At 40.0% G+C, this 13569-nt stretch carries 5 protein-coding genes; 4 read left to right on the top strand and 1 reads right to left on the bottom strand.

Annotated elements, in window-relative coordinates; all coding sequences use genetic code 11:
- Positions 1-19: 19 nt before the first annotated feature.
- Complete coding sequence (locus QLQ95_RS24475) at positions 20-820, bottom strand: helix-turn-helix domain-containing protein (protein ID WP_482502056.1); 801 nt, start codon at positions 818-820, stop codon at positions 20-22.
- Between the two features lie 826 nt (positions 821-1646).
- Here QLQ95_RS24475 and QLQ95_RS24470 point away from each other — a divergent pair.
- From QLQ95_RS24470 to QLQ95_RS24455, 4 genes are all read left to right on the top strand, one after another.
- Complete coding sequence (locus tag QLQ95_RS24470) at positions 1647-2564, top strand: PorP/SprF family type IX secretion system membrane protein (protein WP_320491997.1); 918 nt, start codon at positions 1647-1649, stop codon at positions 2562-2564.
- Positions 2565-2576: 12 nt separating this feature from the next.
- Complete coding sequence (locus QLQ95_RS24465; protein WP_482502055.1) at positions 2577-4520, top strand: OmpA family protein; 1944 nt, start codon at positions 2577-2579, stop codon at positions 4518-4520.
- 628 nt (positions 4521-5148) lie between these two features.
- Positions 5149-10983, top strand: a complete 5835-nt coding sequence (locus QLQ95_RS24460) for a collagen-like domain-containing protein (RefSeq protein ID WP_482502054.1) — start codon at positions 5149-5151, stop codon at positions 10981-10983.
- Positions 10984-11065: 82 nt separating this feature from the next.
- Positions 11066-13489, top strand: coding sequence for a hypothetical protein (locus QLQ95_RS24455; protein WP_482502053.1), 2424 nt, complete (start codon positions 11066-11068; stop codon positions 13487-13489).
- Positions 13490-13569 lie beyond the last annotated feature (80 nt).

Genomic DNA, 13569 nt, shown 5'->3' with positions numbered 1-13569 from the left:
TTGTACAAATGGAAACTGTTTAGACAAACAGCCAAATATTTTCTTTTTCTGTATCTATATTTTTGAAAAATATTTGTGGATTCCTGTTTGTGAGCTCTTTAAAGTTTCGAATAAAATGAGATTGATCGTAAAAATCATATTGAGACAACTCAGAAAAATTCTTGCTTTGCTTCTGTTTAAGAATTGAGTTTCTAAAACGATGAATTTTTCGGTACTCTGAAGGCGATTTGCCAATATGTTTTGTAAAAAGCTTATTCAAATATTGCCTGCTCATTTGATGTTTGAGAGCGATTTCTTCAATCTTTTCATCACTTTCAATATCGGTAAGTATTTTTTCAATTAAAGAAAAATCTTTGACTTGTAATTTAGAAAGCAGATAATCTTCAAGCTCCTGACTTTGTTTGTCTTTGGCCAAATTGAAAATTTCAATCATTTTAGCATTAAAGTCGGGCATAAAAGTAAAATCTAAAATAGTGCCTTCTGAAAAAATACTTTTTGAATCTGATAAAAACTGACTTATTCCTAATGGTTTAAAGTAAATCGTAACTTCATTTATAAGCTCTTTGTAATGAATTTTAATGGGTTTGGTATAACGAGAAACTACACAAGTCATGATATTTTTATCTGGCGATGATTTTATAATGACTTCGTTATTTTGTATTTCAACATCTAGATCTTCATTGGTGGTTAGAATGCAGAAATTATTAGGGAAAGTGAGATATTGTACAGAGCCCGAATTTTTATTTTTTGAAATAAAGTAATATCCTTCAATATATTTTTTTAAAATTTCATTTTTAGGCTGATAAAAATCCAGATTCATTTGTTCTCTTTGAGGTAATTGGTAAAGGTTTATTCTTTTGGAATAATATTGACAAAACTAAAGTAGCAAATTAAAACTTTGCGCTATCGTTGTCTGTTCTTTTTTTTTAAATATAAAATTTGACAAAATAATACGAGCTTTAAACTCTTCCAAAATGGAAATGCATTTATCAATTTGCACTATCGATAATTGGACACAAAAAGGGTTTCTTTTATGATCATAAATGGTAATGAAAAATTCGGATTCAGAAGAGCACATTATGGCAGTATGCAATTATCATTTTTGCAAACTTTTTTTTTTTGCATTTGTTTGTTTTGAGTGTAATAAAAAAGACTTATTAAATAATAAAAACAACGTTAAAATGTTGGTTTTCAATATATTTTATATATTTTTGTAAGGCATTTAGTATTTATTGGTGTTTTTAAAATATTGGAATTGCTTTTTTGACAGCCTGCTTATTATGCGAGATGCTTTTTTTCGCTATTTATAGTATTACAATTTTCTAAATAGTATAGAATTTAGCCAGCTAGTGCATATTAAAAACAATTGCAACATTTTTTTTCTTGCCCCGTTTTTTTTAGTATTCCTATTTTGAATCTGCTATCAGCCAGACCCTATAACAGCCTTACGATTAAAGCAGTGCACTTTAATATTCTCTACCGCATTTTTTCTCTCTGAAATTTAATTTTTAAAGACGGTTGCCCAAATTGGTCTTAAATGCTGATTTACATCTGCGATCTTAATAATTCGATTATTCCAGTAAAAATTTTATGGAGGCATCAGTTTTTGTAAGTTGACTGTCGTGTCCTTAAGTAAAATATAAAATATGAGTAAAAATATACTTTTCTGTATTGGTCTATTATCACATTATATTGTTTATGCACAGCAAGATGCGCAGTACACACAGTATATGTACAATACAATAGCCATAAATCCTGCCTATGCAGGTTCCCGTGGAGTATTCAGTGTATTTGGCCTTTACCGCACCCAATGGGTTGGTCTTGATGGAGCGCCAGAGACAAGCAGTTTCTCAATCAATACACCAATAAACAATAGCAGATTAGGCATTGGAGCTTCATTGGTCAATGATAAAATTGGCCCTACAAATGAAAACAACATCTCCGTGGATCTGTCTTACACCATTCAGACCTCTGCAGATTTTAAGCTGTCATTTGGCATCAAAGGAACGGCAAACATCTTCAATTTGGATGTAAACAAATTAAATCCTGCAGATCAGGGCGATCCCCAGTTTCAGGATTTAAACAGCAAATTCTCTCCAAACGTTGGAGCTGGAGTCTACTGGCATTCTGACAAAGCATATATTGGTCTGTCTGTTCCTAACTTTATTGAAACAAACCGTTACGACGATAATGATGTTGCAATTTATAAAGACAGAATCAATTACTACTTAATTGGAGGCTACGTATTCGATCTTGACAAATATCAGTATATAAAATTTAAACCCGCCATTTTAACCAAAATGGTTCAAGGGGCACCATTGCAAGTAGATGTATCTGCGAATTTTATGTTCTACGATAAATTTATGATTGGTGCAGCTTACAGATGGAGCGCTTCATTAAGTGCTATGGTTGGGTTTCAGATCACAGACGGACTTTACTTAGGGTATGGCTATGATCGGGAAACCACCAAATTGAACAATTACAATTCAGGCTCGCACGAGATCTTCCTGCGCTATGAATTCTTCTCAAACAAAGGCAAAATGACAACCCCTCGTTTCTTCTAAAAATAAGGCATCATGAAAAACTATACACTACTTTTCGCTGCAATCATAGGCGCTTTTTCATTCGGCAGCCATGCCCAGCAGGCAAAAATAAATGCTGCAGACAAAAAATATGACAGCTACGCCTATGTCGATGCAATAAAGACTTATGAAAAAGTTGCGGCCAAAGGCTACAAATCTGAAGACATGTTTAAAAAACTGGGAAATGCCTATTATTTCAATTCAGATTTCCAGAACGCGGCAAAATGGTACGGCGAATTATTTGCCATGAATCCAAATCCCGAGCCGGAATACTTTTTTAGATACGCACAATCTTTAAAATCAGCTGGAGATATCGCCAAAGCCAATAGGCTTTTGGAAGAATTCAATGCCGTATCAAAAAATGACAGCAGAGGAAAGCTCTACAGAGAAGACATGAACTATCTCGACCAGATTAAAGCAAATTCTGGGAGGTACCAGATAGAAGACGCTGGCATCAACAGCCAATACTCCGATTACGGGTCGTTTGTGTACAACAGCAAAATCTACTTTGCATCTGCACGGGATACGGGAAATTTTGTACAGCGCAAACACAAATGGACAGGAGAATATTTCACCAATATTTATAATGCTGATCTGGATCCCGCAACTGGGACCACATCAAAAGTAAATAAGTTTAAATCGGCTATTAATACCAAATTTCACGAAGCTTCTCCTGTTTTCACCAAAGACGGAAAAACAGTCTATTTTACCAGAAACAACTATATTGACGGCAAGAAAGGCAAGGACGAAAGCAGGGTCACTTTAATCAAGCTTTATAAAGCAGAACTGGGAAAAGACGGCAAATGGACTAATATTGCGGAACTTCCATTCAACAGCAATAATTACAGCACAGGCCATCCGGCTTTGAGCCCAGACGAAAAAACGCTGTATTTTGCTTCCGATATGCCGGGATCTTTTGGAGAGTCTGATCTGTATAAAGTAACTATAAATTCAAATGGCGGGTTTGGGCCTCCGCAAAATCTCGGAAACGCGATTAATACGGAAGGAAAAGAAACGTATCCTTACTTAACTTCTGAAAACGAGATTTATTTTGCGTCTGACGGGCATCCGGGTCTCGGAGGATTGGATGTTTTTGTGGCCAATATTGACAATAGCGGAAAAGTAAGCAACATTCAGAATGTCGGGGCAGATGTCAATTCTCCAAAAGATGACTTTGCGTATATTATTGATCCTGAAACGAGAAGAGGGTTTTTCACTTCCAATAAAGATGGAGGACAGGGTTCTGATGATATCTACAGGTTCTTAGAAACCAGAAGGCTAAAATGCATCCAACAGCTATACGGAATAATATCGGATGCCGAAACAGGACTTGCGCTTCCAGGAGCAAAAGTCACTCTGTATGATGACCAGATGAACCTTAAAAACTCTGCCACTGCAGACGGTTCCGGAATGTACACTTTTGATGTGGAATGCGGAAAAACCTATTTCGTAAGGGCAGAAAAGCCAGAATTTGCTACAAAAGAAGTAAATATAACTATAGACAAAACAAGCGGCAAGACCAATCTGCCGATTGCGCTTGAAAAATCAACCTGCAAGGTTACTGTGGGCGATGATTTGGGAAAATGCTTCGGAATCAAAATGATCTACTTTGATTTGGACAAGTCTAACATTAGAACCGAAGCGGCGTTGGATCTGGAAAAAATACTCGTTGTTTTAAACGATAATCCAAGCATGAAGCTGGATATCCGCTCGCATACAGACAGCAGAGCTTCTCACCAGTACAACGAAGCCTTATCTGACCGAAGAGCAAAATCGACCATTCAGTGGCTGATTAAAAACGGAATAGCGCCTAACCGATTAACCGGAAAAGGATATGGCGAAACAGAGCTTGTAAACAAATGTGCAGACGGTGTTCCATGCACAGAAGAAGAACATCAGGCAAACAGACGAAGCGAATTTATTATAACGGCTTTATAACTTTTCCATCGCCAATCGTACATTCATATAAGAGATAAAACTCCTATCATTTTTACGAAAATAAAAATGATCAATACCTCGAATGCAGACAAATGGTATTAGAAATAACTGTTTGTCAAGCATTGGCTTCAGAATCTATTTTGACTGTCTGATTCCAAGCATTTATTTTCTTAATGTTTTTTGAAAGAATTAGAAAAGTATATGCCGAAAACAGAAAAATAAATCTTGACTGTATTTAGAGTCAGGATTTTTTTTTATAAAAAAATGAAATACCCCTCAATCCAAGTTTAAAATTAAATTCCTCTTCCAATATTATCCAACTACTACATTTCCCAATCCCAATCCCATTCCTCACCTCTCATTCTCCATTTCTCAATTCATTAATAGCACATTATCTAATTATCACATTTCTAGTTCAATCATGAAAATTTCGAGGTAAGAAATTATGTCTTAAAATACAACTTTAAAAACTTCTAGTGGTAAAGCTTCAGTACAAATAAATAGATATTTGCACTGTGTTAATGACGCTTAGATACTGTAAATGATGAACTTATAAAAATACATCGCTTCTGTCTTAGATTTCATTACAACATGATAAAAAAATAGTAACCATTAATGATTAAATCATATGAAGAATAGATTACTTCCTTTACTATTTGTTTTGGGTAGTTATTCAGCCTACTCTCAGGTAGTTGTGGGTAAGAAAGATCCAACATCTATTTCAGCACAGTTAGAAGTATTTGCTAATAACCGAGGAGTATTAATTCCGCGTGTCGAATTATTAAGTTCTACGGATACTGTGACAATGGAAAAAGGAAATGTTAACAGTTTACTGGTTTTTAATACTGCGACTGCGGCAGACATTAAACCAGGTTATTACTATTGGTATATAGACAGATGGTGTAGAATTGCCATTTCTGGAGAAGCTGCTGGTATGGCAGGAGGTAATGGAGCTCCAGGTAATAAAGGAGAAGCAGGATATCCTGGTAAAGATGTAAGTATTTATACAGATAAAGATTCGGGCATCATTTATGTACAAAATGCGGATGGTACATGGACATCAATCAACGGTAAAAACGGAATCGATGGTAAAAATGGTATCGCAGGAGGAAACGGTCTGCCTGGTGATGCTGGTCTTGACGGAACAATCCAGATGTATGTTGATTATAAAACAGGAATTGTTTATGTAAGAGATCCAAAAGATAATACAAAATGGGTTCCATTAAATGGGAAAGAAGGAATTCCTGGAGTTCCTGGAAAACCAGGTGATGCAGGTTCTATTACTACACTTGATGCAATTGTAAAAGATTCTGAGGGTAATATTTATGCATATGTTGGAACCGATAATACAGTTGCTGGCCGAGATAAAGAATGGGCTGATAAGTCTTCAAACTGGGTAAAAATTAACGGTTTAAATGGTGCAACGGGAATTGCAGGAGCAACTGGAGCACCAGGAACAGCAGGATCAATTACCACGCTTGATGCTATTGTAAAAGATTCAAATGGCAATATCTATGCTTATGTGGGGACAGATAAAACGGTTGCTGGCCGAGATAAAGAATGGGCTGATAAGTCTTCAAACTGGGTAAAAATCAATGGTTTAAATGGCGCAACAGGAATTAAAGGGGATCCAGGTGACCCAGGAGTTCAAATTCCTACAGATACTTATGTTCTTGTAAATGAAAATGGTATTGTTTTTATCAAGGATCCTGCAACAGGAAAATGGATTTCTGTTAATGGTAAAAATGGAAACAATGGACAAGATGGAATGATAGGTATTAAAGGAGACCCAGGAGATCCTGGAGTTTCAATTCCAGAGGAAGCAACAATACTTGTAAATGATAAAGGCATTGTATATATCTTAAAGCCAGGGTCTAATCCAAAAGAATGGATTAAATTGACTGGAGATAAAGGGGAAACGGGAGCGGACGGTAAGTCGGCATTCGAGATCTGGAAAGAGCTTCCTGGAAACGACGGAAAAGACATGAACGAGTATGTTGCAGGCCTTAAAGGGGAAACGGGAGCGGACGGTAAGTCGGCATTCGAGATCTGGAAAGAGCTTCCTGGAAACGACGGAAAAGACATGAACGAATATGTTCAGGGCTTGAAAGGGGATACGGGAGCGGACGGTAAGTCGGCATTCGAGATCTGGAAAGAGCTTCCTGGAAACGACGGAAAAGACATGAACGAATATGTTCAGGGCTTGAAAGGAGACACGGGAGCGGACGGTAAGTCGGCGTTCGAGATCTGGAAAGAGCTTCCTGGAAACGACGGAAAAGACATGAACGAATATGTTCAGGGCTTGAAAGGGGATACGGGAGCGGACGGTAAGTCGGCGTTCGAGATCTGGAAAGAGCTTCCTGGCAATGACGGAAAAGACATGAACGAATATGTTCAGGGCTTGAAAGGAGACACGGGAGCGGACGGTAAGTCGGCATTCGAGATCTGGAAAGAGCTTCCTGGAAACGACGGAAAAGACATGAACGAATATGTTCAGGGCTTGAAAGGGGATACGGGAGCGGACGGTAAGTCGGCATTCGAGATCTGGAAAGAGCTTCCTGGAAACGACGGAAAAGACATGAACGAATATGTTCAGGGCTTGAAAGGAGACACGGGAGCGGACGGTAAGTCGGCGTTCGAGATCTGGAAAGAGCTTCCTGGAAACGACGGAAAAGACATGAACGAATATGTTCAGGGCTTGAAAGGGGATACGGGAGCGGACGGTAAGTCGGCGTTCGAGATCTGGAAAGAGCTTCCTGGAAACGACGGAAAAGACATGAACGAGTATGTTGCAGGTCTTAAAGGAGACACGGGAGCGGACGGTAAGTCGGCGTTCGAGATCTGGAAAGAGCTTCCTGGCAATGACGGAAAAGACATGAACGAATATGTTCAGGGCTTGAAAGGAGACACGGGAGCGGACGGTAAGTCGGCATTCGAGATCTGGAAAGAGCTTCCTGGAAACGACGGAAAAGACATGAACGAGTATGTTGCAGGTCTTAAAGGAGACACGGGAGCGGACGGTAAGTCGGCGTTCGAGATCTGGAAAGAGCTTCCTGGAAACGACGGAAAAGACATGAACGAGTATGTTGCAGGCCTTAAAGGAGACACGGGAGCGGACGGTAAGTCGGCGTTCGAGATCTGGAAAGAGCTTCCTGGCAATGACGGAAAAGACATGAACGAATATGTTCAGGGCTTGAAAGGAGACACGGGAGCGGACGGTAAGTCGGCATTCGAGATCTGGAAAGAGCTTCCTGGAAACGACGGAAAAGACATGAACGAGTATGTTGCAGGTCTTAAAGGAGACACGGGAGCGGACGGTAAGTCGGCGTTCGAGATCTGGAAAGAGCTTCCTGGAAACGACGGAAAAGACATGAACGAGTATGTTGCAGGTCTTAAAGGAGACACGGGAGCGGACGGTAAGTCGGCGTTCGAGATCTGGAAAGAGCTTCCTGGAAACGACGGAAAAGACATGAACGAATATGTTCAGGGCTTGAAAGGGGATACGGGAGCGGACGGTAAGTCGGCGTTCGAGATCTGGAAAGAGCTTCCTGGAAACGACGGAAAAGACATGAACGAGTATGTTGCAGGTCTTAAAGGAGACACGGGAGCGGACGGTAAGTCGGCGTTCGAGATCTGGAAAGAGCTTCCTGGCAATGACGGAAAAGACATGAACGAATATGTTCAGGGCTTGAAAGGGGATACGGGAGCGGACGGTAAGTCGGCATTCGAGATCTGGAAAGAGCTTCCTGGAAACGACGGAAAAGACATGAACGAATATGTTCAGGGCTTGAAAGGGGATACGGGAGCGGACGGTAAGTCGGCATTCGAGATCTGGAAAGAGCTTCCTGGAAACGACGGAAAAGACATGAACGAATATGTTCAGGGCTTGAAAGGAGACACGGGAGCGGACGGTAAGTCGGCGTTCGAGATCTGGAAAGAGCTTCCTGGAAACGACGGAAAAGACATGAACGAATATGTTCAGGGCTTGAAAGGGGATACGGGAGCGGACGGTAAGTCGGCGTTCGAGATCTGGAAAGAGCTTCCTGGAAACGACGGAAAAGACATGAACGAGTATGTTGCAGGTCTTAAAGGAGACACGGGAGCGGACGGTAAGTCGGCGTTCGAGATCTGGAAAGAGCTTCCTGGAAACGACGGAAAAGACATGAACGAGTATGTTGCAGGCCTTAAAGGGGACACGGGAGCGGACGGTAAGTCGGCGTTCGAGATCTGGAAAGAGCTTCCTGGCAATGACGGAAAAGACATGAACGAATATGTTCAGGGCTTGAAAGGAGACACGGGAGCGGACGGTAAGTCGGCGTTCGAGATCTGGAAAGAGCTTCCTGGAAACGACGGAAAAGACATGAACGAATATGTTCAGGGCTTGAAAGGGGATACGGGAGCGGACGGTAAGTCGGCGTTCGAGATCTGGAAAGAGCTTCCTGGAAACGACGGAAAAGACATGAACGAGTATGTTGCAGGTCTTAAAGGAGACACGGGAGCGGACGGTAAGTCGGCGTTCGAGATCTGGAAAGAGCTTCCTGGCAACGACGGAAAAGACATGAACGATTACATCGCAGGTCTTAAAGGAGACACGGGAGCGGACGGTAAGTCGGCATTCGAAATCTGGAAAGAGCTTCCTGGAAACGACGGAAAAGACATGAACGAGTATGTTGCAGGTCTTAAAGGAGACACGGGAGCGGACGGTAAGTCGGCGTTCGAGATCTGGAAAGAGCTTCCTGGCAATGACGGAAAAGACATGAACGAATATGTTCAGGGCTTGAAAGGGGATACGGGAGCGGACGGTAAGTCGGCGTTCGAGATCTGGAAAGAGCTTCCTGGAAACGACGGAAAAGACATGAACGAGTATGTTGCAGGCCTTAAAGGAGACACGGGAGCGGACGGTAAGTCGGCGTTCGAGATCTGGAAAGAGCTTCCTGGAAACGACGGAAAAGACATGAACGAATATGTTCAGGGCTTGAAAGGGGATACGGGAGCGGACGGTAAGTCGGCGTTCGAGATCTGGAAAGAGCTTCCTGGAAACGACGGAAAAGACATGAACGAGTATGTTGCAGGCCTTAAAGGGGACACGGGAGCGGACGGTAAGTCGGCGTTCGAGATCTGGAAAGAGCTTCCTGGAAACGACGGAAAAGACATGAACGAGTATGTTGCAGGTCTTAAAGGAGACACGGGAGCGGACGGTAAGTCGGCGTTCGAGATCTGGAAAGAGCTTCCTGGAAACGACGGAAAAGACATGAACGAATATGTTCAGGGCCTTAAAGGAGACACGGGAGCGGACGGTAAGTCGGCGTTCGAGATCTGGAAAGAGCTTCCTGGAAACGACGGAAAAGACATGAACGAATATGTTCAGGGCTTGAAAGGAGACACGGGAGCAGACGGAAAATCAGCGTTCGAGATCTGGAAAGAGCTTCCTGGAAACGACGGAAAAGACATGAACGAGTATGTTGCAGGCCTTAAAGGGGACACGGGAGCGGACGGTAAGTCGGCGTTCGAGATCTGGAAAGAGCTTCCTGGAAACGACGGAAAAGACATGAACGAGTATGTTGCAGGCCTTAAAGGAGACACGGGAGCGGACGGTAAGTCGGCATTCGAGATCTGGAAAGAGCTTCCTGGAAACGACGGAAAAGACATAAACGAGTATGTTGCAGGCCTTAAAGGAGATACAGGAACAGATGGCGTAATTTCATTTGTACCAGTGGTAACTACAGGACATGACATTGCTACTTATACAGATGTATCAGGAAATCCAGCTTCACTTAAAGAAACAGTAACGTCATTAAGCTATGTTGAAGCATCAAAATCTTTAATTTATAAGAATGAAAATGGTGTTGAAAATAGCCTTACTATGACTGATTTAGTGGGTGATGCAGAAACGCTAACAACATTAGCGCATAATCCTACTGCAAAAACACTGAATTACACTGCAGAAAATAAAGTTGTATCTACGATAAACCTTAAAGATATTACTACTACAACTTCAGATAAAGTTTTAGCAGTAACAGGTTTAGGAGCAACATTTACTGATGCTACTGTAAATATAGTGCCATCAGAAGTTGAAGGTGACGTATTAACGACAATTAAAGATGAACAAGGTGCAATAAATGTAGAATGGAAAGCACCAGCTAAAAACAATGTTATGGGAATTCATGTGACAAGTGACGATTATACGTTAACGCCAGATGATTACACTATTATTGCCAGAAAACTGACGAAAGATATTACAATTACTCTTCCAGTAGCATCAGAAAATAAAGGAAGAATATTGGTGATGAGTCAGTTAACAACTTCTTACACAGTTAAATTCAATACAAGTGTAATATACTCTGACGATTCAAGTTTATCTTACATAGCAGCTAGTGCATTTGGAGGTGAGACTAATGGTAGTTTGAAAATTACCTTGCAATCAGATGGTACTGATTGGTACGTAATAACATCTACATTATAATATTTAATAGTATAAAAACCGGTCATGCAAATGACCGGTATTTAATACTTCTTAATTAGAAATTTTAATAAAAATTACAACAATGAAAAGAATATTATTTACATTGCTAATGGCCTTTACTTTAATGCAGTCTTTTGCGCAGGTAAATGAGTCAGTAGTTATTGGAGGCTCGCAAAAAGGAGACCCCAATGCAACCTTAGAAGTTCTGTCTAAAAACGGTACGAAAGGTTTTATGCCACCTAAATTCACATCGGCCCAAATGACAACATTACAGCCAGCATTAGGAATTATAAATAAAGGTCTAACAGTATTTAATACAGATGAAAATTGTCTGCAGACCTGGAAAGGTAATGCTTGGTCAGAATGTGACGCAATTTCCTTAGCAAAGTTTACTTTCGATTGCTCTACTGCAACAATTATTAAAGGAAATTACTATGCAGGTGTACCTACTGGTACCAACAACTATATTGAAATTACAGCAACTGTGCTTAAGCCTGGTACTTATACTTTTTATACGGAAACAATAAATGGTGTACGATTCTCTTATACAGGAATTGTAGCAACAATGCCAACAGGACCAATAAAAATTCAGATTCCGGCATTTGGCACACCAATAGATGTTAGCCCGGGTGTTGCTTATAAGGTTTATGATCAGACAGGGAAAGAGGTGTGTAACGCTTCTAATTTTACTATACCAGTAACAGAAAATAATGCAGATTTTAACATTTCTTGTGATAACACACAGGCAGTCGGTACATTTACAGAAAACCAGCCTGTAAATCCAGTTACAAATGGAGTAAGTCTTCAATTAGATGTAACTGAATCAGGTTTTTATTCTTTGCACACTGATAAAGTAGGTGCTAATGGTTCAGATGAGGGCATGTGGTTTGAAGGTACAGGTTATGTATCAACTTCCTCTGCAGCTCGTATAACATTAACAGCAAAAGGTACTCCACAGTGGGGAGCAGATGGGAAACTTACTTTTACATTATATGATAAACATAATGTGGCTGTGGGATGTACTTTTACTGTTAGTTTGCAAAGTGTTAAAGGAGGTTTTACTCCTGATTGTACAGTAACAGGTACTTTAGTAAACGGGGTATTTGTAGAAACAAAAGCAGCATCTGCTTCAAACTATATCACATTAAAAGTTAATGTTACAAAACCTGGGCCTTGGAAAATTACTACAGATACAGTAAAAGGAGTATTTTTTAACGGTGTAGGTACATTTGATGAAACAGGACCAGACGAAATAACTTTAGTATCAAATGGTACTGCAGAAGCAGGAAGTGTTGGGTTATATACTTTTAAATTACTCGATGCTGCAAACAAAAATGCAGTTTTATGTACGCCAGCATCAAAAATCGAAATTCAGGCTAATCAGGCAACAATGGTTTGTAATATGCCATACGCTGTAATTAGCAGTACTATGAAAGTGAATACTACAGTTTCAGGAGCATCTGCAACGATTGCGATCCCGGTTGAGTTTTCTTCAACAGGACCTTATAATATTACTGCAACCTCTGCGGGCGTAACAATTAAGGCTTCTGGTACTATAACACAAATCGCTAGTCCTACAACTATTAACTTTCAGGCTATTGGCAAACCAAATCAGGCAAATAATGTTGATGGTATAGTTTTTACCTTAACGGATGCTCTAGGGACTTCTTGTCCTAGAAATATAATCATTATACCAACTAAGGGAAGTACGAAAGATTATCCTGCAAATACCTGCAAAGATGCTATGGCTGATAATGGAGGAGCAGGAATAGCGCCAAATGGAGAGTATTGGATAAAACCAACAAAATATACGGGTACAGCTATGAAAACGTTATGTGATATGACAAATGGTCAAACAATGGTATGGTCATATTCGGAGCAAACAGCAAAAAATATTTATATGACTAGTTCAGGAATTCCCGCTACTTATAGTTTTGATAGCGATATGCCAATTAATGATGTTAATTATGCAACCGAAACTATTAAGTATGAGAATTTTAGAATGTCAAAAACTGCTATGGCAGCAATTGGTGTAGATAATGGTACATTAAGCAGTTTAACTTCCACTGGTACAACTGCTAATACCAAATGGAGATTTAGAGTGGTGTCTACACTTGCTAACGCTTCAAAAATTGATGATGCAAATGCGCAAAATAATTATATTGAATACAATCCATATAATGGGTATGCATTTACTTCTAGTAATGGTCGTACTAATGGTTATCATTATTATACAGGTAAATTAAATGGTAAAGCAATCAGTTATTCTCCAGCTAGATATGATGGATTAAGTGCTAATACTTATTTTTATGGGGCTCCTACACACGAAACAATTTATGGATATACAGGAGCACCTTCTGGACAGCCAAATTATTTTGGAGGTTTTGGAACATCAGCAGAGGTAAGCGGACACTTCTTTAATTGTAACAACGGTCAGGTGACTTGCGGTACTGCAAATTTAGTTGTGAGCCCTGCGAATAAAGTAATTCAGGTATTCATTTTCTAATTGTAGGAAAATTGAAACTAAATTAATAAATTTACTGTCCTTGGATTCATTCAAGGGCAGTTTGTTTTTTTAAACAACTC

This window comes from Flavobacterium sp. B330r, from assembly GCF_056824325.1.
This window is presented reverse-complemented; position numbering and strand designations above follow the sequence as displayed.

What these genes read in the sequence shown, in the direction of transcription:
- QLQ95_RS24475 (WP_482502056.1), bottom strand. Translation starts at nt 820, where the DNA reads ATGAATCTGGATTTTTATCAGCCTAAAAATGAAATTTTAAAAAAATAT.
- QLQ95_RS24470 (WP_320491997.1), top strand. Translation starts at nt 1,647, where the DNA reads ATGAGTAAAAATATACTTTTCTGTATTGGTCTATTATCACATTATATT.
- QLQ95_RS24465 (WP_482502055.1), top strand. Translation starts at nt 2,577, where the DNA reads ATGAAAAACTATACACTACTTTTCGCTGCAATCATAGGCGCTTTTTCA.
- QLQ95_RS24460 (WP_482502054.1), top strand. Translation starts at nt 5,149, where the DNA reads ATGAAGAATAGATTACTTCCTTTACTATTTGTTTTGGGTAGTTATTCA.
- QLQ95_RS24455 (WP_482502053.1), top strand. Translation starts at nt 11,066, where the DNA reads ATGAAAAGAATATTATTTACATTGCTAATGGCCTTTACTTTAATGCAG.